General features: G+C 73.0%; 20 protein-coding genes. 10 read left to right on the top strand and 10 right to left on the bottom strand.

Annotated elements, in window-relative coordinates; genetic code table 11:
- Nucleotides 1-65: 65 nt before the first annotated feature.
- On the top strand, nucleotides 66-1,178 hold the full coding sequence (locus tag HS99_RS34110) for a peptidoglycan-binding protein (protein WP_030597185.1): 1,113 nt from the start codon (nucleotides 66-68) through the stop codon (nucleotides 1,176-1,178).
- A gap of 30 nt (nucleotides 1,179-1,208) precedes the next feature.
- On the opposite strand, the gene HS99_RS34105 is transcribed toward HS99_RS34110, so the two are convergent.
- The 3 genes from HS99_RS34105 to HS99_RS34095 all read right to left on the bottom strand — a co-directional run bounded on the left by HS99_RS34105 (nucleotide 1,209) and on the right by HS99_RS34095 (nucleotide 5,180).
- Nucleotides 1,209-1,793, bottom strand: coding sequence for a TMEM165/GDT1 family protein (locus HS99_RS34105; protein ID WP_030288669.1), 585 nt, complete (start codon nucleotides 1,791-1,793; stop codon nucleotides 1,209-1,211).
- A 264-nt stretch (nucleotides 1,794-2,057) separates the two neighbouring features.
- Complete coding sequence (locus tag HS99_RS34100) at nucleotides 2,058-3,686, bottom strand: dolichyl-phosphate-mannose--protein mannosyltransferase (protein WP_078867572.1); 1,629 nt, start codon at nucleotides 3,684-3,686, stop codon at nucleotides 2,058-2,060.
- Between the two features lie 186 nt (nucleotides 3,687-3,872).
- The gene (locus HS99_RS34095) at nucleotides 3,873-5,180 is read right to left on the bottom strand and encodes an MFS transporter (RefSeq protein ID WP_223886081.1); all 1,308 of its coding nucleotides are present in this window, start codon (nucleotides 5,178-5,180) and stop codon (nucleotides 3,873-3,875) included.
- A 143-nt stretch (nucleotides 5,181-5,323) separates the two neighbouring features.
- Here HS99_RS34095 and HS99_RS34090 point away from each other — a divergent pair, with 143 nt between their 5' ends.
- The gene (locus HS99_RS34090; protein WP_078867576.1) at nucleotides 5,324-5,908 is read left to right on the top strand and encodes a MarR family winged helix-turn-helix transcriptional regulator; all 585 of its coding nucleotides are present in this window, start codon (nucleotides 5,324-5,326) and stop codon (nucleotides 5,906-5,908) included.
- Between the two features lie 132 nt (nucleotides 5,909-6,040).
- On the opposite strand, the gene HS99_RS34085 is transcribed toward HS99_RS34090, so the two are convergent.
- The 3 genes from HS99_RS34085 to HS99_RS34075 form a co-directional block, all read right to left on the bottom strand.
- Entirely contained in the window at nucleotides 6,041-7,834 is a 1,794-nt protein-coding gene (locus HS99_RS34085; protein WP_078938413.1) for a glycosyl hydrolase family 18 protein, read from the bottom strand.
- A gap of 324 nt (nucleotides 7,835-8,158) precedes the next feature.
- Entirely contained in the window at nucleotides 8,159-8,755 is a 597-nt protein-coding gene (locus HS99_RS34080; RefSeq protein WP_050366808.1) for an FxLYD domain-containing protein, read from the bottom strand.
- Nucleotides 8,756-8,875: 120 nt separating this feature from the next.
- Complete coding sequence (locus HS99_RS34075; protein WP_030288681.1) at nucleotides 8,876-9,436, bottom strand: DoxX family protein; 561 nt, start codon at nucleotides 9,434-9,436, stop codon at nucleotides 8,876-8,878.
- A gap of 216 nt (nucleotides 9,437-9,652) precedes the next feature.
- On the opposite strand from HS99_RS34075, the gene HS99_RS34070 reads away from it, so the two are divergent.
- Nucleotides 9,653-10,285 (top strand): MarC family protein, encoded by a 633-nt coding sequence (locus HS99_RS34070; protein WP_030555558.1) that lies wholly within the window; start codon nucleotides 9,653-9,655, stop codon nucleotides 10,283-10,285.
- Between the two features lie 56 nt (nucleotides 10,286-10,341).
- Here HS99_RS34070 and HS99_RS34065 read toward each other — a convergent pair whose 3' ends face one another.
- Both HS99_RS34065 and HS99_RS34060 read right to left on the bottom strand, forming a co-directional pair.
- On the bottom strand, nucleotides 10,342-10,881 hold the full coding sequence (locus HS99_RS34065; RefSeq protein ID WP_030555556.1) for an NADPH-dependent FMN reductase: 540 nt from the start codon (nucleotides 10,879-10,881) through the stop codon (nucleotides 10,342-10,344).
- Between the two features lie 74 nt (nucleotides 10,882-10,955).
- Nucleotides 10,956-11,390, bottom strand: a complete 435-nt coding sequence (locus HS99_RS34060; RefSeq protein ID WP_030288688.1) for an Lrp/AsnC family transcriptional regulator — start codon at nucleotides 11,388-11,390, stop codon at nucleotides 10,956-10,958.
- Between the two features lie 220 nt (nucleotides 11,391-11,610).
- On the opposite strand from HS99_RS34060, the gene HS99_RS34055 reads away from it, so the two are divergent.
- The 3 genes from HS99_RS34055 to HS99_RS34045 all read left to right on the top strand — a co-directional run bounded on the left by HS99_RS34055 (nucleotide 11,611) and on the right by HS99_RS34045 (nucleotide 14,384).
- Nucleotides 11,611-12,441 carry a tryptophan 2,3-dioxygenase gene (locus tag HS99_RS34055; protein ID WP_030288690.1) on the top strand — a complete coding sequence of 277 codons (831 nt, stop codon included), beginning with the start codon at nucleotides 11,611-11,613 and terminating at the stop codon, nucleotides 12,439-12,441.
- Between the two features lie 29 nt (nucleotides 12,442-12,470).
- Nucleotides 12,471-13,697, top strand: a complete 1,227-nt coding sequence (kynU, locus tag HS99_RS34050) for a kynureninase (RefSeq protein ID WP_030288691.1) — start codon at nucleotides 12,471-12,473, stop codon at nucleotides 13,695-13,697.
- 183 nt (nucleotides 13,698-13,880) lie between these two features.
- Nucleotides 13,881-14,384: a F0F1 ATP synthase subunit B family protein gene (locus tag HS99_RS34045; protein ID WP_030288692.1), complete on the top strand. Its 504-nt coding sequence runs from the start codon at nucleotides 13,881-13,883 to the stop codon at nucleotides 14,382-14,384.
- Here HS99_RS34045 and HS99_RS34040 read toward each other — a convergent pair.
- On the bottom strand, nucleotides 14,381-15,331 hold the full coding sequence (locus HS99_RS34040; protein WP_030288694.1) for a hypothetical protein: 951 nt from the start codon (nucleotides 15,329-15,331) through the stop codon (nucleotides 14,381-14,383). The genes HS99_RS34045 and HS99_RS34040 overlap by 4 nt on opposite strands.
- Nucleotides 15,332-15,408: 77 nt before the next feature.
- Between HS99_RS34040 and HS99_RS34035 the strand changes: the two genes are divergently transcribed.
- From HS99_RS34035 to HS99_RS34020, 4 genes are all read left to right on the top strand, one after another.
- A complete protein-coding gene (locus tag HS99_RS34035) occupies nucleotides 15,409-16,038 on the top strand; it encodes a TetR/AcrR family transcriptional regulator (RefSeq protein ID WP_030555553.1) in 630 nt (209 codons plus the stop codon).
- A gap of 70 nt (nucleotides 16,039-16,108) precedes the next feature.
- Nucleotides 16,109-16,816 carry a 4'-phosphopantetheinyl transferase family protein gene (locus HS99_RS34030; RefSeq protein WP_030555551.1) on the top strand — a complete coding sequence of 236 codons (708 nt, stop codon included), beginning with the start codon at nucleotides 16,109-16,111 and terminating at the stop codon, nucleotides 16,814-16,816.
- A 202-nt stretch (nucleotides 16,817-17,018) separates the two neighbouring features.
- Entirely contained in the window at nucleotides 17,019-17,501 is a 483-nt protein-coding gene (locus tag HS99_RS34025; RefSeq protein ID WP_030288699.1) for a DUF2269 family protein, read from the top strand.
- Nucleotides 17,502-17,565: 64 nt separating this feature from the next.
- The gene (locus HS99_RS34020) at nucleotides 17,566-18,390 is read left to right on the top strand and encodes a helix-turn-helix domain-containing protein (protein WP_030555549.1); all 825 of its coding nucleotides are present in this window, start codon (nucleotides 17,566-17,568) and stop codon (nucleotides 18,388-18,390) included.
- Between the two features lie 100 nt (nucleotides 18,391-18,490).
- Here HS99_RS34020 and HS99_RS34015 read toward each other — a convergent pair whose 3' ends face one another.
- Nucleotides 18,491-19,480, bottom strand: coding sequence for an Lrp/AsnC family transcriptional regulator (locus HS99_RS34015; protein WP_030555547.1), 990 nt, complete (start codon nucleotides 19,478-19,480; stop codon nucleotides 18,491-18,493).
- Between the last annotated feature and the right edge of the window lie 52 nt (nucleotides 19,481-19,532).

Here is a 19,532-nt window from a genome sequence, read left to right as displayed (position 1 = left end):
CCCTCCGGGGCGTCCTGCATAATCAGGCCCGATCGCGAGACCCGAGAACCGAGGAGGACCGGCCGATGCCGGACCAGCACTGCCCGACGTGCGGCACCGCCCGCTCCACCGGGTGCGGCTGCCTCCCCGACCGGAGCCTCGACGACCGGAGCCTCGACGAGACCGCCGTCCTCCCCCATCTGGAGGGGCCGCCGCTGGTCCGCCCGTACGTGCCGCAGGCGCCCGACCAGGTCGTGGACGAGGCACCGCCGACCGCCGACCCGTTCGCGACCACCGTCCTGCCGCCGGTCCAGCCGGGCCAGCAGAGCCACCACGGCCGGCCGGGCCCCCAGGGCGGGCCGAGCGCACCCCCGCTCGGGCCGGACGCGGACGCCTACGCGACGACCGTACTGCCGCCCGTTCCGGGCCCCGCGCCGGACGCGTACGCCGCCGGTGCCACCACCGTGCTTCCGGCGGTCCAGCCGCAGCCGCCCGTCCAGCCCGGCGGCGGGAACGACCTCGGCTACTTCCCGTTCGGCAACGGAGCCCCCGAGCCCGACTCGGCCGCCGGTGGACGGGCCGCGCGGCGGGCCGCCGAGCAGGCGGAGCGGAGTCCGTTCGCCGGGCGCAAGGGGCTGATCGCAGGCGTCGGTGCCGGCCTGCTGGCACTGACCGTGGGCCTCGCGTACGCCGTGACGCCCTCCTCCGGGCCGACCCGCCAGGCGGAGCCGGTGCCCGTCACCACACTCGCGCCCGCCCCGGTGGACCCGCCGACCCTGGCCGCACCGACGACCGGCGCCCCGGCGCCGACCACCGAGGCGCCGAGCCCCACCCCGACCCGGACGGCCAGACCCACACCGACCAGGACGCCGACCCCCACCCCGACCCACTCGGCGGCGCCGACCCCCACCCCGACACCCACGCCGCCCCCGACGCCCACCCCCACGCCGACGCCGACCCCGACCCAGACCCCGCGGTTGCTCCAGCTCGGGATGAGCGGACCCGACGTCCGGGCGATGCAGCAGCAGTTGGTCAACGCCGAATGCGGATTCGTCGACAAGTCGATCGTCACCGGTACCTTCGACGACTGGACCCGGACGGCGCTGCAGCAGTACCAGCGCGAGAACCGCATCAAGGGCGAGAACGGCGTCTACGGTCCCAAGACCCAGGCCGTCCTCACCGCCGACCCGGGCTGCTGAGCGCCGGGCTGCAGGGCAGGGCCGCCGCCGTCAGCCGGTGATCGCCCCGAAGATGCTGACCCCGGCCAGCACTACCATGATCGCCGCCGCCACCCGGATGATCAGCTTCATCGGCACGTACTTGAGCAGCTTCTGTCCGCCCACGATGGCGATCCCGCCGACCGCGCACAGCGCCAGCCAGGAGCCGAGGCCGACGGCCAGCGGATCGGCGTACTTGGCGGCCAGGTTGGCGGTCATGATCTGGGTCAGGTCACCGAACTCGGCGACCGCGACGACCGCGAAGCTGGTCCCCGCCACCTTCCAGAAGCTGTTCGAGGACGGCTCCCTGGCCGCGTGCTCGTCCTCGTCCTCGCCGCCGTGGAACAGCAGCATCGCCGCGCCGACCAGGAACAGCGTGCCGGTGACTCCCTCCACCCAGCGGTGCGGCAGCAGCGAGAGCAGGTGTCCGGCGACCAGCGCCAGCACCACCTGGACCAGCATGGCGGCGGCCACGCCCGCGAAGACGTAGCCCGCCCTGTACTTGGTGCCGAGCACCAGGCTGGCCAGCGCGGTCTTGTCCGGCAGCTCCGCCAGGAAGATGATGCCGAACGTCAACGCGGCAATGGTCGGATTCATCGGAGGAGATCCCTCGGTCGGGCTGCCCGGCCTCCGCAGGTCCGTCAGGGACGCTTCGGCCCGGCAGCACTGGAAACGGTCACAGCACTGCGGCCGAAGGTCTCGCCGGCAACCGCCAACCGAGCGGTGCCCCGGGCGCCGGGCCCGTGGGGGCCAGTATGTCGACGGTCCGGTGGAGGGCTACTCCCCTTCAACGTGCTCAAGGGTACCCGACCCCGCCGGCCGCCCCGGTCGTCGAGAACTCACGGCCCCGGGGCACCGGCCTCAGATCCAGCTGGTGAACCACATCCGGTCCTGCCAGGACGACATCGGGATGACCTCCGCCGTGTACAGCGGGTAGAAGAAGGCGAAGCAGCCGACGATCGCGAGCACGATCAGCCCGGCCCCGATCGCCCCGTACCGGCGGCGCTCGGGGCTGCAGCCCGCCGGGCCGAGGATCGCGCCGAGCATCTGGGCGACGGCCAGGCACAGGAACGGCACCAGCACGACCATGTAGAAGGAGAAGATCGTCCGCTCCTGGTACTGGAACCAGGGCAGGTAGATCCCGGCCACCGCGCACAGCACGGCGCCCGAGCGCCAGTCCCGGCGGAAGAACCAGCGCCACAGCAGGTAGACCAGCGCGAAGCAGGCCGCCCACCACAGGAACGGGGTGCCCAGGCCCAGGATCTGCGCCGCGCAGCCGCCGGAGGAGGTGCAGCCGCGCGTCCCGGCCGGGACCTGCTCCCAGTACATCGAGACCGGGCGGCCGTCGACCAGCCAGGCGAAGGGGTTCGACTGGTAGGTGTGCGGGGTGCTCAGGCCGGTGTTGAAGTCGTACATCTGCGAGTGGTAGTGCCACAGGCTGCGCAGCGCCGCCGGGACCCAGCTCATCGGAACCTGGGGCAGCGGGAGACCGAGGACGTGGTCCGGGGAGAGCCCGGCGCGGCCGTCCGCCCAGTGCCGGTCGTAGCCGCCCCCGCCGTTCGCGCCGCTGGCCAGCCAGCCGCTCCAGGCGCCGACGTACACCACCAGGGCGGAGCCGACCATGGCGAGGAAGGCGGGTACGGCGTCCCGGCGCAGCATCGACCGCCAGGGGTGGCGGGCGCCGGTGCCACGGCGGCCGGCCTGGTCCCACAGCACGGTCAGGACACCGAAGGCGGCGAGGATCGGGGCGCCGTTCCACTTGACCGCGCAGGCGGCGCCGATGAGCACCCCGGCGGCGATCCGCCAGGGGCGCAGCCCGAGCCGTACGGTGTCGCCGTCCTCGCCGGCCTCGACGGCGAGGGCCAGCCGGGCGCGGACGTGGTCGCGGTCGATCAGCAGGGCGCCGAAGGAGGCGAGCACGAAGAACATCTGGATGCCGTCGAGCAGGCCGACCCGGCTCATCACCAGCTGGAGGCCGTCGACGGACATCAGCAGGGCGGCGGTGCAGCCGACCAGAGTGGAGCCGAAGAGCCGGCGGCCGATCCGGGCCAGCATCAGGACGGTGACGGTGCCGAGCAGGGCGGTCATGAACCGCCAGCCGAAGGGGTGCAGCCCGAACAGCTGCTCGCCGATGGTCATCACCCATTTGCCGAGCGGCGGGTGGGCGATGAACTCGGGCGCGGAGCCGAGCGGGACGGCCTGCGGGACGGCCAGGATGTCGGTGTTGGCGTGGTCGGGCCAGGTGCCCTCGTAGCCCTGCTGGAGCAGGGACCAGGCGTCCTTGGGGTAGTACGTCTCGTCGAAGACGAAGGCGTTGGGGTAGCCGAGGTGCCAGAACCGCAGCAGGCCGGCGAAGATCGCGATGCCGATCGGGCCGAGCCAGCCGGAGCGGTCGGCGGCCCAGTGCAGCAGCCCGCGCCGGGCCGGGGCCGGGTCCGGGTCGGCGGTGGCCCGGGCCGCCGGGGGGTGCGTGAGCGCCGCTTGCGTCATTGCCTCGCCAGATTCGCCTGTCTGCGGGGCCGCGGGTGCTGCGCCGGGCCCTGGTCCGCTGCCCGAGCCGGGGCCGGGCGGTCAACAGCCACTGACACTATGTGGCGGTGCCCGGGAAGCCAAGCGGGACGGGCGCCGACCAGGTGACCTGGCCCGCGCCCGTCGCGAACAGCTTTGCGAGTGCCGTCAGGCGGCGGTCTGCAGCTCCCGGACCGGGGCCGGGGTGCGGACCACGGCCGGGGCGGCGTTGTCCTGCTCCGCCGTGAGGTACGGGCGCAGCCGCAGCGCCAGCAGGACGATCAGCAGGGTCGAGCCCGCCATGGCCGCGAGGTAGAGCGGCCAGGTGCCGGAGCCGACCAGCAGCACGCCGACGGCCGGGCCGATCGCGATCGCGATCTGCTTCACCAGGGCGTACCCGGCGTTGTAGGTGCCGAGCAGCCGGGCCGGAGCGAGGTCCGCGACGATCGGGCCCATGGTCGGCGCCAGCAGCGACTCGCCGACGCCGAACAGGGCGTAGATCGAGACGATCGCGACCGTGGCGGCCATGGCCTCGGTCCGGATCAGGCCGGCCACCAGGGCCATCGCCCAGGCACCGAGCCAGACCAGGCCGGCCGCGGCCATCGCCGTGGTGCGGCGGCGGCGCGCGGTGATCCGCACCATGAACATCTGCAGCACCACGATGGTCACCGCGTTGGCGCCGATCGCGAAGCCCAGGGTGGACGGCGCGGTGCCGACGGTGTCGGTGGCGAAGGCCGCGACGCCGGACTCGAACTGGCCGTAGCAGGTGAAGAAGATCAGCCCGGCGAGGATGCTGAGCCGCACCATCGCCTTGTCGGCGAACAGGGCACGCAGGCCGGTCGGGCCGTCGTTCTTCCCCTGGACGACGCTCAGCTGCGCCGTCGGTATCCGTGCGGTGCCGGTGACCAGGGCCAGGCCGAGGAAGGTGGCCGCCTCGATGGTGAACAGCCGGGTGAGGCTGGCCGGGTCGGCGACGTTCACGATCTGCCCGCCGACCAGCGCGCCGATGCCCATGCCCAGGTTGACCAGGGTGAACTGCAGCGCGAAGGCGTGCGAACGGGTCGCCGCCGTCGAGCAGCGGACGATCATCGTGGCGAGCGCCGGCTGGCAGGTGGTGACACCCGCGCCGAACAGGAACGAGGAGACCAGCAGGGTCGGCGTGCCGGTGGCGTGGCCGAAGGCGAAGGCGCCGGTGCCGGCCAGGCCCGCGCCCGCCAGCAGCACCGGACGGGGACCGTACCGGTCGATGCCGCGCCCGGTGAACGGGAGGACGGCGAGCGCCGCCAGCGCGAAGACGGTGAACACCATCCCGGCCGCCAGCGAACCCAGCCCGCGCACCTGGTCCACGTACACGAACATGTACGGCATCGTGAACCCGCTGCCGAACGCACTGAGCGCGTTGCCGATCTGGACGCGGCGCAGCGGGCCGCCCGCTCCACGCCGCTGCTGCCTCTGCTGCTTCACCGTGCCGGTCACCGTGCACATCCCTTCCTGGTTTCGACTGGAACTCTTAAGTCCAGAAGATTTCAGAGCTAAAGTTTGACGAGATAAAGTCTTAGCAGGGCAAGGCTGTGGAGTCAAAGGCTTAAGGGGTGCACGCCCGTGCGACACTGGTCCGCATGACTACGGACAAGCCGTCTCCGGCTGCCGAAAAGCCCCCGCGGGCCACTCCGCTGGAGTTCGGCATCGCCGAGCAAGTGGCCCTGTACCAGCGGGAGTTCCCGACCGTCGACCCTCAGGTCGAGACGATCGTGCAGACCCTCAACCGGGTCTCCCGGCGGATGGGCGTGGCGTACGACCGGCAGTTGACTGTGCTCGGAATCACCTCCGCCGAGTGGGAGGTGCTCAAGGCGCTGGTGGTGAGCGGCAGTCCGTACCGGCTGGGGCCGGGCGACCTGGCCAAGCGGCTGGGGCTCACCCCGGCCGCGATGACCCACCGGATCGACCGGATGGTGACCGAGGACCTGGTCACCCGGGAGCGCGACGAGTCCAACCGGGTGCGGGTGATCATCGAGCTGACCGAGAACGGCCGCGACAAGTGGCTGGAGTCGATGCGGATGGCGGCGGTGTTCGAGGAGGAGCTGCTCCAGGACATTTCGAGCGAGGAGCGCGCCGCGCTGTCCGGCCTGCTGGCCCGGATGCTGCGGCGGATCGAGGAGAGCCAGCCGGACGCGCTCGGGCGCACGGCCGACCTGGCGCCGTAGCGCCCGGGAGCGCGAAACGCACGGGTCCGGCCCGCCGGGGGGATGCTCCCTCGGCGGGCCGGACCCGTGCTCGTTCAGGTGCTGCGGGGCCCGTCAGGCCCCGGGCGGTCGACCGCCCGGTCGCTCAGCCGCTCAGCAGGGACCGTTGTCGGTCCAGACGCCCCACTGGCCGCTCTGGGACGGGTCCTCACCCTTGGTCCACCACTTGTTGGTGTAGTAGTGGCCCTTCCACGAGACCTTGGTGCCACCGGCCGCGTAGGTGGTGTTCGGGTCCCAGCTCGGGGCGGCCGGGCAGCCGGCCGGCGAGGTCGGGGTGCCGGTCGGGGTGCCGGTGGGGGTGCCCGTCGGTGTGCCGGTCGGGGTCTGGGTCGGCGTCGGGGTGCCGGTCGGCGGGGCCGGGCAGCCGGCGGCGGAGCCGCTGGTGGCGCTCACCATCTTGTCGAACAGGGTGGTGTTGGTGCCCAGGTCGTACAGCGAGAAGGCGAACGAGCCGCCGAGGCCGTTGCAGTGCGCGTAGTCGAGCTTGGCCTGGATGGACCGGACGTCCTCACCGCTCCAGAAGGTGTTGCCGTCGTAGAAGTAGGTCGCCTTGGCGTCGTCGTCCCAGAAGGTCTTGGACGGGTTGTCGACGAAGCCGGCCAGCTCCTTGTACATCTGGATGCCCGCGACGTTGCCGGACATCGCGGCGCCGGTCGCCGGGGCGGCGGCGGGCTGGAAGAGGCCGTTCCTGCCGTTGTTCTGGACGCCGGTCCAGCCGCGGTAGTAGAATGGCACGCCCATGTTGATCTTGTTGGCCGGGAAGCCGCCGGGGATGCCGTACTGCGGGTCGCCGACCGTCCACGCCTTGATGGCGTTGTCGATCGAGTACTTGCCGTTGCCCGGCTTGGCCGGGGTCGACGGGTCGTTCGGGCCGGAGTACAGCGGAGCCTGGTGGTTGGTCGGGCCCTGCGGGTCCCAACCGCCGTGCATGTCGTAGGTCATGACGTCCATGAACGTCAGGTACTGACCGATCTTGTCGGTCTCGACGTTCATGATCTTGTCCTGGCCGGCGCCGACCGCCGCCGAGAGGGCGTAGGTCTTGTTGTCGGCCTTGCCCTGGGCGTCCAGCTGGCTGCGGAACTCCTTCAGCAGCAGGGTGAAGTTCTGCTTGTCGGCCGGGCTGGAGATGTTGCCGGTGTGGCCGCCGCCGCCCGGGTACTCCCAGTCGATGTCGATGCCGTCGAAGATGCCGGCACCAGTGCCCGGACCGCCGTAGCCCGCGTCGGACGGGAGGTTGCCCTTGATGAACATGTCGATGCAGGACGACACCAGGTGCTTGCGCGAGGCGTCCGTGGCGGCCGCCGACGAGAAGTACTTGGAGTAGGTCCAACCACCCAGCGACAGCAGGATCTTGAGGTTGGGGTTCTTCGCCTTCAGCTTCTTCAGCTGGTTGAAGTTGCCCGCGATCGGCTGGTTCCAGACGTCGCCGACGCCGTCCACCGAGATGTCCGCGCCGAAGCTCTTCTGGTAGTCGGCGAACGCGTCGGCCGCGCCGTCACCGGCGTTGGGGTTGTTGTCGTTGGTGTCGGCGGCCTTGGTCGCCTCGAAACAGCCCAGGTCCGTCGGGGAGATGTTGGCGAAGTCGTAGATCAGGTAGTCCAGCTTCCCGGCCACGCCGGTGTCCTGGACCGTCTTCGGGTAGTACGCGTTGGCGTAGACCGACCACTGGTCGTAGTAGGCGACCTTGATGCCGCCGCTGGTGGCGGCCGCGCCGGTGGAGTTGGTGGTCGCGGCGTTGGCCGCGCCGCCGCCGGACAGCGCGAGGCCCGCGCCGAGCAGCAGGGAGGCGGTGGTGCCGGCCGCGACGGCGGCCAGGCCCTTCGGGCGGCGCCGGCGGGGCCCGGCCGGCGCCGGGGTCCCGGCCCTTTCGATACGTGAGCGCAGCATGGGTGCGTGACTCCTGGGTGTGGGGGGTTCCGTCGCCCGGTGGGGTTGCACGTCCGGGGTGGGGCCGGACGACCGGGACATGACAGATCAGGGGTGGGGGATCGAGCGAGGAGGCGTTGACGGACACTGACGGACACCGGGATGCGCCGAACCGGCGCCCCCGGCACGAGGCCGGTGACGCCGGTTCAGGGGCTCCCTGCACCTGGGCAACAAAAATGGACTAGACCAACTCCCCCGTCAAGGGGTGCTGTTGGCCCTTGAGACGCGCTTAAGGTTGCGCGCCCGCCGCCGCACCGCCCGGCAACCGGCCCGAGCTGCACGGCTTCAGTAGCGGACGGCGTTGGCGACCTCCGCCTTGACCGTGCCCGAGAGGGTCAGGTGGCTTCGCGCGGTGGCCTGGACGCTCTGGCCCGCGGCCAGGTCCTGGACGGTCGTCGCGGTCGCGTCCAGCACCTTGCCGTTCCCGTCGGTGAAGTTCACCTGGATCACGTACTGGTAGGACTGCTCGCCGTGGTTGGTGACGGTCAGTTGCGCCAGCGACTTGCCGTCCGTCCCGGTCGTCACCGCCCCGACCGTCACGTCCCCCTTCGCGTCCAGCCCGCCCTTGATCCCGGAGATCGCCGAGGAGGCGGCGGAGACCGCCTCCGAGGCCCGGGCCTCCGCCGAGGCGAGCGCCGAGCCCGCCTGGCTCGCCGCCGAGGCCAGCGCGGAGCCGGCGGAGGCGGCGACACTCAGCGCCGAGGAGGCCGTACCGCTCGCACTCTTGCCCGACGACGAGCAGCCCACCAGCACCGACGCGCCGACGACGGCCGCCACCAGTGCCCCGGCGACCAGGGACGGCCGGCGGCTCTCCGGTGGGTCCTGGCGCCGCGCGGTGACGCGTGGGGCGGGGGTGGCGCGGGTGAGCGGCTGGCGGTCCATGCGTCCTCGATTCTGGCCGGCGCCGGGCTGCCCGACGCGTTTTCTGCCCACCCTCCGAAGGCTCGGGAGCCGCCGCCAGCAGGGGTGCTGCCTCCGGGTGACCCGACCGTGGGACGTCGGTCAGGACAACCCTGAGCCCTCCTGCTGTTCCGCCTCCACCGCTGCCCGCTCCTCGCGCAGCCGCACCAGGTGACGGCGCCGCGCCACCACGCCGTACGCGCCCGCCGCGCTCCCCACGAAGGCCAGCAGACCCACCCACGAGCGGTCGAAGACGTGGCCGGTCAGGTGGTCCAACGAGTACCGCCCCGGGCCTGCCAGGCCGATGGCCAGGCCGGTCGCGCCGAGGAAGGCCGGGTACTCGTAGCCGCCGGACATCGCGAAGAAACCCGCCGGGGCGTGCACCGCCACCGCCCCCGCCATCGTCCCGGCCACCACCGCGCCGGCCGCCGGGGTGGCCAGCCCGGCCACCAGCAGCGCGCCGCCGCCCGCCTCGCCGACACCCGCCGCGATGGCGCTCTCCCGGGCCGGGTGGAAGCCCATGTGGTCCATCGCCTGGGTGGTGCCCTCCAGGCCGCCACCGCCGAACCAGCCGAACAGCTTCTGGGTGCCGTGCGCGATCAGCACCCCGCCGACCGCGCTGCGCAGGGCCAGCAGACCCAGGTCCTTACGGTTCAGGCACATGTCGCATCCTCGTTTCCGCCACGGAGTGGACGTACCGCCAAGGTGTGGACGGACGTACCTCCATGGCACCCGAGAGCGCCCGCCCGTTCGAGCCGGGACCGCCATCCGGGCGAATTCGCCCGCAGCCGGGAATGAACGGGCGGACCGGGAGATCAGAGCCGCGGCCGCGGGGCGTGGCGGACCGGCCGTCCCGGGCGCCACGGCCATGCTGGGCCCATGTTCGTCTTCAACCTGAGCAGCGCCTTCATCACCTTCTTCGCCGTGGTCGGGCCGCCGAAGACCCTGCTGGCCTTCGCCCGGCTGTCCCGCACCCGCAGCGACCGGGAGCTACGGCGGCTGGCGGCGTGGACCACGGTGATCTCGGCGCTGATCGGCCTGGTGCTCGGCTTCGGGGCGGACGAGGTCACCACCCTCTTCCACATCAGCGACCAGTCGCTGCGGCTCGCGGGCGGGACGATCTTCTTCTTCTACGCGGTCGCGCTGGTCTTCGGCATCCACCTTGGTGCCGACGGCGACGACGCCGAGCACCTGACGAACCCGCTGGCCGACGGCATCCGCGAACTGCTGCTGCCCTACATCGCCAGCCCCCTCGCGATCAGCGCCGTCATGGTCGTCTCGCTCAACCGCGACGACTGGGCCTGGAAGGCCGCGGTCTCCGGCGCCTACGTGGGCGTGGTGGTGCTCAACTACCTCTGCGTGGCCGTGCTGGCGCCTCTGATGCGGCGCACTCACAGAACCTCGCTGGAGGTGCTGTCCCGGCTGCTCGGGCTGCTGCTGGCGGCCGTCGGCGTGGAACTCTTCCTGGAGGGCCTGGCCGGACTCGGAGCCCACCTGCCCGTGGCGCACTGAGCTCCGGCCGCTCGGCCGCGGAGGGACCAAGCGGCCGTCAGGCGGCCACGGAGGGATCAGGCGGCCGCCAGGCGGGCCAGCACCTCGCCGATCCGCCCGCGCACCAGCGGGTCGGCGACCAGTCCGTCCGGGCCGACCGCGCCGCGCTCCAGGGGGATCCGGGCACAGGCGTCCGCCAGCACCGCCGCGCCGGTGTAGCCGAGGACGGTGCCCAGGGTGGCCTCCGCGCCCTGCCCCCGGCCCGGGGCGGCGCAGTTGATCCAGGCGGCGGGCCTGTCCGAGATCTCGACCCCGCCGACCGTCCAGTCCAGCAGGTTCTTGAACGCGCCCGGCAGCGTCCCGGCGTACTCGGGGGTACAGAACAGCAGCGCGTCGGCCGCCTCGATCGCCGCCCGCAGCGCGGCCACCGGCTGCGGCAGCGGGTCGGTGTCGTGGTCCGGGTTGAAGTGCGGGAGCCCGGCCAGCCCGGTGTAGTAGGTGGTCCGGACGCCCGGCAGTTCGTCGGCCACCGCGGCGGCGGTGCGCAGCACGGCCTCGTTGACGGATCCGGCCCGCAGGCTCCCGGGCAGCAGCAGGATGTGGCGCTCGTTCGGCATGCGGGGGAACCTACTCCCTGACGTCCGCGTCAAGGCCAGCCGGGCACCGGCCACCGACTGCCGACCGCCGGTCCTCAGCTCGGCAGCAGCGGACGCCAGGGCACCGGGCTGGAGAGGATCATCGAGCTGGCCGGCGGCCCGTACCCGCCGAGCCGGTCGCAGAGCGCCTCGAACTCGGCCATCGTGGCCACCGCGACCAGCAGCACGCAGCAGGCCCCTCCGGTGACCCGGTGCAGCTGGAGCACCTCCGGCCAGGTCGCCACCTCGGGGTCGCGCAGCACGCAGCGCGGACCGTAACACTGGACCTGGACCAGGGCGGTGATCGGCAGCCCGGCCCGGGTGGGGTCGACGTGGGCGTGGTAGCCGCTGATCACCCCGTCCGCCTCCAGCCGACGGACCCGTTCGGCCACCGCGGGTGCGGACAGGCTCACCCGGCGGGAGAGTTCGTTGTACGAGAGCCTGGCGTCGGCCTGCAGCTCGGCCAGCAGTCGGCGGTCGACGGCGTCCATGACGGCTCCCCACGAGCGGTTGTGATCAGCGGTTTTTCGTTCGTAAAGCGGATCGACCGAACGCCTCGCGAACGACAGCTCGGAACGCGGTTGCGGTGCCCGTCGACCATTCAACCGGGGGGCACAACCGCCGCACAATGGGCATCCCGGTGGAACCAGGACGTCCGTCCGCTCCGCCGGCCCCGGGCGACGACGCCCGGACGGATCAGGAGGGATCGGGATGGGGCACGACACGGTGGAGACACCCAACCTTTCGTTCGGTCGGGGCGGCCAGCCGGGTCGGGGCACCCCGTACGCGCAGTACGTGCGCCTGGAGCAGTTGCACAGCCTCCAGCACCCGCGCAGCAAGGAGCCGGCCGAGCTGTCGTTCATCGTCACCACCCAGGTGATGGAGCTGCTCTTCGACCTGCTGCGGCACGAGTGGACGATCGCCGGGCAGTCGTTGCGCGAGGACGACCTGACCGCCGCGCTGGCCGCGCTGCGCCGCGGCACCCACGTGCAGGACGTGCTGGTGGAGTCCTGGGACCTGCTGGCCACCATGACGCCGCAGGAGTTCAACTCCTTCCGCCCGCTGTTCGGCGAGGCCTCCGGCTTCCAGTCCTCGGCCTTCCTGCACCTGGAGTTCCTGATCGGCAACAAGAACGCCGCGCTGCTGAACATGTACGACGGGATGCCGGAGGTCCGGGCCGAGCTGACCGAGGCGCTGCGCTCCCCCGGCCTGTACGACGAGGTGCTCGGCCTGCTGGCCCGGCGCGGCCTGGCCGTGCACGCGGAGCCCTCCGAGCAGCGCTACCGGCCCACCGAGGAGGTCGCGGCGGCCTGGCGCCGGGTGTACACCGAGCCGGAGTTCGCGGCCCTGCAGCCGCTCGGCGAGGCACTGCTGGACGTGGCCGAGCGGGTCACCCGCTGGCGCCAGCGCCATCTGAGCTCGGTCAAGCGGACCATGGGCGCCAAGCCCGGCTCGGGCGGCTCCAGCGGGCTGACCTGGCTGCGCAAGGCGGCCGAGCAGGACGTGTTCCCGGAGCTGTGGACGATCCGGGACGAGCTGTGACCGAGCCGGTGACGAACGAGAGGACGGGCATGATCACGCGCGAGGAGTGCGCGGCGCTGGACGCCGCCGACCCGCTGGCGGCGTTCCGCAAGGAGTTCACCCTGCCGGACGGGGTGATCTACCTGGACGGCAACTCGCTGGGCGCGCTGCCGGTGCGCACGCCCGAGCGGGTGGCGCAGGTGGTCGAGCAGGAGTGGGGCCGGGAGCTGATCCGCAGCTGGAACGACGCCGGCTGGTTCGAGCAGCCGTACCGCCTGGGGCGCCGGATCGCGCCGCTGATCGGCGCCGATCCGGCGGAGGTGGTCGTCTGCGACACCACCTCGGTGAACCTGTTCAAGGTGCTCTCGGCGGCGCTGGAGCTGCGCCCGGGGCGGCGCACGGTGCTGGGCGACGCCGAGGCCTTCCCCACCGACCTGTACATCGCCGAGGGCGTGACCGGTCAGGTCGAGGGCGGGCGCAGCGTGCTGGTGCACCCCGAGGAGCTGGACCGGCACCTGGACGGCGACGTCGCCGCGGTGGTGCTGTCGCACGTGGACTACCGCACCGGCGAGCTGCTGGACATGCCCGGTATCACCGCCCGGGTGCAGGCCGCGGGCGCCCTGATGATCTGGGACGTGTGCCACTCGGTGGGTGCGCTGCCGGTCGAACTCGGCGCCGCCAAAGCGGACTTCGCGGTCGGCTGCACGTACAAGTACCTGAACTCGGGCCCCGGCGCCCCGGCCTTCCTGTACGTCGCCGAGCGGCACCTGGCGGCCGGTCCGCGGCAGCCGCTGAGCGGCTGGTTCGGGCACGCCCGCCCGTTCGCCTTCGAGCCCGGGTACGACCCCAAGCCGGGCATCGGGCGCTTCCTGACCAGCTCGCCCTCGCTGCTCGGCCAGGCCGCCCTGGGCGCCTCGCTGGACGTCTGGGAGCGCGCCGATCTGGCCGCCGTACGGACGAAGAGCCTGGCGCTGACCGACCTGTTCGTCTCGCTGGTCGAGGGCCTGGACGGGGTCGAGGTGGTGACCCCGCGCGAGCACGCCCGACGGGGCAGCCAGGTCGCGCTGCGGCACGCGGACGGCTACCCGGTGGTGCAGGCGCTGATCGCGCGCGGGGTGATCGGGGACTTCCGCGCGCCGGACCTGATGCGGTTCGGCTTCACGCCGCTCTACCTCTCGTACACCGAGGTGTGGGACGCGGCCCGGCAGCTGGCCGAGGTGCTGGCGAGCGGCGAGTGGCGGGAGGAGCGCTTCTCCCGTCGGGGCGAGGTGACCTGACCGGGGAGACGGGGGCCGGGGCGCAGCGGTCCTTCTGGACCGCAGCGAGGGCCGGTGACGTCATGGACCGGTGACGCCGCCCGGAGCGTGACGTGACGCAGGTCATGGACCGGCCGAGTTCCACCGCCACAGCCGCCGGGAAACCTCATTCTTGACTGTTCGTCAGACCACGGGGAGGTTGACGTGCACTTCGAACTCGGCCCGCTCGGGCCCGATCCCGGCATGCTGGTCCTCGGCCTGGCCCAGCTCTTCCTGTTGATGTTCGCACTCGGCGTCGTCCTGCTCCCGCGCATCGAACGGATGCGGGCCCAGCGGTGGGACGCGACCGAGGGCCGCACGGAACGCGCCGAAGCCGTCCGTGCCGAGGCTGAGGCGACCAGGGACGCCGCCCTGGACGAGATCGCCGGGGCCCGGCACGAGGCGGCCCGGATCCGCCAGGAGTACGCGGAACGGGGCGCGGCGGCGATCGCGGCGGCCCGCGCCGAGGGCACCCGCGACCGCGACCGCCTCCTCACCACCGGCCGCGCCCGGATCGCCGCCGGCCGGAGCGCCGCCGCCGACCGGCTGCGCCAGGACGTCGGCGACCTGGCCGTCGCCCTGGCCGGCCGGGTGGTCGGCGAACCGGTGCACGCCGTCGCCGCCGAGCGCCGCACGGTGGAGCGCTTCCTCGCGCGGCCGCTCGACTAAACGACCGTCAGTTCGCCAACCAGCTTCCGGTACACGTCGAAGGCGGGCTTGGGCGTCCAGTCGTCCCGCAGCAGGCCGAAGTGGTGGAACAACCCCGGGCCGGCACTGTCCGCGTCCCGGAGGCCGAAGAACGAGTAGCTCCGGACCCCGAGCCGCCCGGCCAGTCCCACCACCGTCCGGACCACCTGCTCCACCACCTCGGCCTGCCGCTCCTCACTGCGCCCCGGCCCGGTGGGCCAGCCGTTCTCGCAGACCCGCAGCGGAACGGCCGGCCCGATCCCGGCCCGGGGCAGCGCATTCTCGCGGAACCCGGTGAGCACCGCCCCCACCGAGTCGACGAGTCGCCCCTCCGGGACGGCGCGGAAGACGTCCGGGAAGAAGTCCAGCCCGACGTAGTCCAGGGAGCGGTGGAAGCACTCGTCGGCGAGCTCGCCGAGCTCCGGCCAGAAGGTGTCGGCCGGATCGAAGGACGGCACCGCGTTGAAGCCGACCGCAAGGTGGCCATAGCCGCAGGTCAGCGCCTCCTCCTTGGCCGCGATGACGCCCTCGACCAGCGCCCGGAGGACGTTCGGGATGCTGCCGTCCAGGATGGGGAGGTCCAGGTTGGGCTCCTCGCAGATCTGCACGACGGCGAGCCGGGGGCCCTCGGTCCGGACGACCTGCCGGACGTAGTCCGTCCAGCCGTCCAGCTCCCCGCTGCGGACACCGAACTGCAGCACCAGGTCGAGCTTGCGACCGTCCGTCGCGTACCGCTCGGGCCGCTCGGGGGTGCGGTGCTCGTCGGCTGCGTACGAGCGGTAGGCGCGGACCAGGAACTCCTCCGCGTCGCCCTGGAGTTCGCGCAGCGCGGCGGTGATCCGCTCGGGGTCGTCGGGGCGGACGGGCTCGATCAGGCCGGTCTCGTCGCCGAGGGACCCGCCGGGGTAGATGCCGAAGGTGAAGGTCATGCGGACACCGTAGCCTGATTTTATTGGTGTCACTCCAAGTTTTAAGTGACACCACGATCTGGCGATAGGATTCCGCCATGGGACTTCGCGAACTCAAGAAGCAGCAGACCCGGGAGCTCCTGGCCGACACCGCCATGGGCCTGTTCGCCGAGCGCGGCTTCGAGCAGGTCACGGTGGTCGAGGTGGCCCGGGCCGCCGGGGTCTCGCCCAACACGGTCTTCAACTACTTCCCGACCAAGGAGGACCTGTTCTTCGACCGGCAGGACGAGGTGGTCGCCCATCTTGCCGAGGTGGTCCGGCGGCGGCCGGCCGGCAGCTCCGCCGTGGACGCCGTCCGGGCCGACCTGCTGACAGGCGTCGCCGACGGGGACCCGACGGTCGGGCTGAACCCCGGGATCAGCGCGTTCTGGCGGATCATCGCGGACAGCCCGGCGCTGCGGGCCCGACTCCTGGAACTCGGCGAGCGCGCCGAGGCGGCACTGGCGACGGCCCTCGCCGAGGAGTCGGGGGCCGGCCCGGAGGACCCGCTCCCCCGGATCGTCGCAGGTGCCGTCGCCGGGGCCCACCGGGCGGTGCTCGTCGAGATCCGGCGGGCGATGGTCGCCGGGGAGCCCGCCGAGGCGGTGCGGGAGCGGATCGAGGCGGCGGTGGAACGGGCCTTCGGACTGCTCGGCTCGGGGCTCGCGGGGTACCCGGCGGGGCGCTGAACGGGCGGGGGAGCGAACCGGAGGGCGGCCGGAACGTCGGCCGCCGAGCGGGCGGGCTAGGTTGGACGGCATGACCACCGAGGCCCAGGAGCAGGGCGCACCGCTCGTCGTCGTCGCGTCCGCCGACGCCGTACTGCGACACCCCGAGGCGGGCGAGCACCTGCTCACCGAGATCGAGCGGGGGCGCGCCGCGCGCTTCCGGCAGGAGTCCGGACGGACCGACTTCGTCGCCGGGCACGTCCTGGTCCGGCTTTGCGCGGCCCGGCTGCTCGGCGTACCGGCGGCCGCTCTGGTCCTCGCCCAGGAGTGCCCGGACTGCGGCCTGGCCGACCACGGCCGGCCCTACCTTCCGGACCACCCCGGGGTGCAGGTGAGCCTGTCGCACACCCGGGGCGTGGTCGCGGCCGGTGCGGGTCACCAGCCCGTCGGCGTGGACGTCGAACTGGCCGCCCGGGGCGGCTCGCTGGGCGCGGTCGCCCGCCGGGTGCTCGCCCCGGCCGAACTGGCCCTGGTCGAGGCCGCCGCGGAGCCCGACCGGGCGTTCCTGCGGCAGTGGGTGCGCAAGGAGTCGCTGATCAAGATCGGACGGGCCACCCTGGACACCCTCGGGCGGATCGACATGTCCGCTCTGCCGCTGGACGTCCCGGCCGGGGCCCCGCTGCGCAGCCGGTTCGAGGACCTCCACCTGCTCGACTGGACCGCCCCCGAGCACGGCGCCGCAGTCGCGGCCGTCAGCACCGCCCGGCCCCGCATCGTGGAGCTGGTCCCGGCGGGCTGAGCGGAGCCGGTTGCGGAGGCCGGGCAGAGCCGGTTGCCGCGGGCCGAGCCGGGAGCCCGTTGCGGAGGCCGAGCCGGGACGGGTGGGGCACCCGAGCGTGGGGCCGGTGAATAAGCGGTGTTAGCGTGCCTGGTCGTGGACGCGCCGACCGCGCACGCCCGCCGACCCCAAGCTGCCCACCGGACCAAAGGGTGCCCCCGCCATGGCCAAGTTCCTGCTGAGCCTGCACGTCCTCGCGTCGGTCCTGTTCATAGGCCCCGTCGCGGTCGCCGTCAGCATGTTCCCGCGCCGGGCGAAGGCCGCCCTGGCCGGCGGACCGGACCAGGCCTCGGACGCGGGCGTGCTGCGCGTCCTGCACCGGATCACCCAGGTCTACGCCCTGCTCGGCGTCGCGGTGCCGGTGCTGGGCATCGGCCTCGCCCAGGTGATGAACGTGCTCGGCCAGTCCTGGCTGATCGCCTCGATGATCATCACCGCCGTCGCCGCGCTCTCGCTGCTGCTCTTCGTCCTGCCCGGCCAGCAGGCCGCCGTGGACGCGCTCGGCCTCGCCCCGGAGGACGAGCAGCACACCAAGGCCGTCAGCGGCCTGCGGATGCTGCCGATGACCGCCGGGGTGTTCAACCTGCTGTGGGCCGTGGTCGTGGTGCTGATGGTCGTCCGCCCGGGCTCGTCCACCGGCGCCTGACGGCCGCAACCGATCCGCACCGCCCCCTCCCGCAGGCCGGACCGTTCCAGTAGCGTCCTCGACCATGACGATCATGGCGGGCATGGGCAGCCCGACGGGGACCGGCGTCGGCCCGCTGCTGCGCGGCTGGCGGGAACGGCGGCAGCTCAGCCAACAGCACCTGGCACTGCGCGCGGACTGCTCGACCCGGCACCTCAGCTTCGTCGAGAACGGCCGCTCCCACCCGAGCCGGGAGCTGGTGCTCCGGCTGGCCGAACAGCTGGACGTCCCGGTGCGCGAGCGCAACACCCTGCTGCTCGCGGCCGGGTACGCCCCGCACTACCCCGAGACGCCGTTGGACGACCCGTCGATGACCGCGCTGCGCGGCGGCGTCGAGCGGCTGCTCGCCGCCCACGAGCCGTACCCGGCGCTGGTCGTGGACGGGGAGTTCCGGGTGCTGGGGGCCAACGGTGCGCTCTCCCTGCTGCTCGACGGCGTCGCCCCGCACCTGCTGCGGCCGCCGTTCAACGCGGTCCGGACCGCCCTCCACCCCGACGGGCTGGCACCGAGGATCGTCAACCACCGGCAGTGGCGCGGGCACCTGCTGGAACGGCTGGACCGGCAACTGGAACTGGTCGGCACCGAGTCGCTGCGGCGGCTGCGCGCGGAGGTCGGCGGCTACCCCGAGCCGGCCGGGGATCCGGCGGAGGACGTCACGGAGACCGGCCGTCCCGTCGCGCTGCCGCTGCGGCTCCGGCACGACGGCCGGGTGCTGTCCTTCCTCTCCACGGTCACGACCTTCGGCACGCCGCTGGACCTGACCGTCTCCGAACTGGCCCTGGAGACCTTCCTGCCGGCGGACGCGGAGACGGACCGCTTCCTGCGGTCCGCGGTGGGCCCGGAACACTGACGGCCGCCCCGGCACGACGACACCCACCCCGGTCCTTCCCGCCCCACTCCTTCCTGCCCTGAGCCGCCCAAGGGCCGCCCCGAGCCGTACGGCGGCCCGCTCACGGGCGGCGCGGCCGGTGCAGCAGCACGCCCGCCCGCTTCACGGCGCGGGCGGTGATCGTGGTCTCGGCACGGGTGACACCGAGCGGCCCGAGGGTGTCGGTGAGGAAGCGGTAGAGGCCGCCGTGGTCCGGGCAGAACAGCGTGGCCAGCAGGTTGGTCGGGCCGCTGGTGGCGAAGACGCCGTGCACCTGGGGGTGGCGGGCCAGTTCGGCGCCGACCTCGGCGAGCCGGCCGGGCGGCACGTCCAGCCAGAGGTTGGCGTCCACGGCCATGCCGAGCAGCCGGGGGTCCACGGTGGCGTGGGTGCGCAGCAGCCCGAGCCGGTCCAGCCGGTGCAGGCGCCTGCGGACTGTCGACTCGGGTGCGTCGACCGCACCGGCCAGCACGGCGTGCGACTGCCGGGCGTCCTCGCCCAGGCTTTCCAGCAGGGCTCGGTCCAGGTCGTCCAGCGGCGGGGGCGTGGCGGGGCGCGGGACCGGCGGCCGGGCGAGCGCGGCGGCCTCCTGGCCGGTCAGCCAGCCGGCCTGCCACTGACCGGCGTCCGCGAAGGCGTGCAGCACGGCGTGGGTGGTGGTCTCGGTGACGGCACCGGTCGCGGGCAGCTGACCGTACAGCAGGCGGTCGCGGGCCCCGGCGTCGCTCATCATCACGGCGCCGACCTCGTGGCCACCGAGCATCACGTCGACGAAGGGGATGTCGGAACGGTCGGCCAGCGCCTGGGCGATGGTGTCCACCCGGCCGCGCAGCACCCGGACCCGCAGCAGCAGCGCGCCCACGGCGGCGTCCTCGATGTCGGGCATCCGGACCACCCGCAGCACCCCGGCCCGGCGCATACGGCCGAGCCGCCGGGTGACCGTCCTGGCGGAGACCCCCAGCACCTCGGCGATCCGGCCGGGCTCGGCCCGTCCGTCCACCTGGAGGGCGCAGACGAGGCGGCGGTCGAGTGCGTCCAGCACGCTGTCCGGATCGGTCGTGGCGAGGTCCATGGATGTCCGATCTCCGTCGCTGATGAGCCGTTGAGCGTCCTCTTCGGCAGCC

The sequence above is a fragment of the Kitasatospora aureofaciens genome, from assembly GCF_001188955.3.
GTDB lineage: Bacteria > Actinomycetota > Actinomycetes > Streptomycetales > Streptomycetaceae > Kitasatospora > Kitasatospora aureofaciens.
Note: the sequence above shows the minus strand (reverse complement) of the source record. Positions and strands in the feature narration are given on the sequence as shown.

Excerpts from the sequence above, each read along its gene's own strand:
- HS99_RS34030 (WP_030555551.1), top strand. The coding sequence starts at position 16,109 with ATGACCACCGAGGCCCAGGAGCAGGGCGCACCGCTCGTCGTCGTCGCG.
- HS99_RS34105 (WP_030288669.1), bottom strand. The coding sequence starts at position 1,793 with ATGAATCCGACCATTGCCGCGTTGACGTTCGGCATCATCTTCCTGGCG.
- HS99_RS34070 (WP_030555558.1), top strand. The coding sequence starts at position 9,653 with ATGTTCGTCTTCAACCTGAGCAGCGCCTTCATCACCTTCTTCGCCGTG.
- HS99_RS34100 (WP_078867572.1), bottom strand. The coding sequence starts at position 3,686 with ATGACGCAAGCGGCGCTCACGCACCCCCCGGCGGCCCGGGCCACCGCC.
- HS99_RS34020 (WP_030555549.1), top strand. The coding sequence starts at position 17,566 with ATGACGATCATGGCGGGCATGGGCAGCCCGACGGGGACCGGCGTCGGC.
- HS99_RS34075 (WP_030288681.1), bottom strand. The coding sequence starts at position 9,436 with ATGTGCCTGAACCGTAAGGACCTGGGTCTGCTGGCCCTGCGCAGCGCG.
- HS99_RS34055 (WP_030288690.1), top strand. The coding sequence starts at position 11,611 with ATGGGGCACGACACGGTGGAGACACCCAACCTTTCGTTCGGTCGGGGC.
- HS99_RS34080 (WP_050366808.1), bottom strand. The coding sequence starts at position 8,755 with ATGGACCGCCAGCCGCTCACCCGCGCCACCCCCGCCCCACGCGTCACC.
- HS99_RS34035 (WP_030555553.1), top strand. The coding sequence starts at position 15,409 with ATGGGACTTCGCGAACTCAAGAAGCAGCAGACCCGGGAGCTCCTGGCC.
- HS99_RS34090 (WP_078867576.1), top strand. The coding sequence starts at position 5,324 with ATGACTACGGACAAGCCGTCTCCGGCTGCCGAAAAGCCCCCGCGGGCC.
- HS99_RS34025 (WP_030288699.1), top strand. The coding sequence starts at position 17,019 with ATGGCCAAGTTCCTGCTGAGCCTGCACGTCCTCGCGTCGGTCCTGTTC.
- HS99_RS34040 (WP_030288694.1), bottom strand. The coding sequence starts at position 15,331 with ATGACCTTCACCTTCGGCATCTACCCCGGCGGGTCCCTCGGCGACGAG.
- HS99_RS34015 (WP_030555547.1), bottom strand. The coding sequence starts at position 19,480 with ATGGACCTCGCCACGACCGATCCGGACAGCGTGCTGGACGCACTCGAC.
- kynU (WP_030288691.1), top strand. The coding sequence starts at position 12,471 with ATGATCACGCGCGAGGAGTGCGCGGCGCTGGACGCCGCCGACCCGCTG.
- HS99_RS34065 (WP_030555556.1), bottom strand. The coding sequence starts at position 10,881 with ATGCCGAACGAGCGCCACATCCTGCTGCTGCCCGGGAGCCTGCGGGCC.
- HS99_RS34085 (WP_078938413.1), bottom strand. The coding sequence starts at position 7,834 with ATGCTGCGCTCACGTATCGAAAGGGCCGGGACCCCGGCGCCGGCCGGG.
- HS99_RS34060 (WP_030288688.1), bottom strand. The coding sequence starts at position 11,390 with ATGGACGCCGTCGACCGCCGACTGCTGGCCGAGCTGCAGGCCGACGCC.
- HS99_RS34110 (WP_030597185.1), top strand. The coding sequence starts at position 66 with ATGCCGGACCAGCACTGCCCGACGTGCGGCACCGCCCGCTCCACCGGG.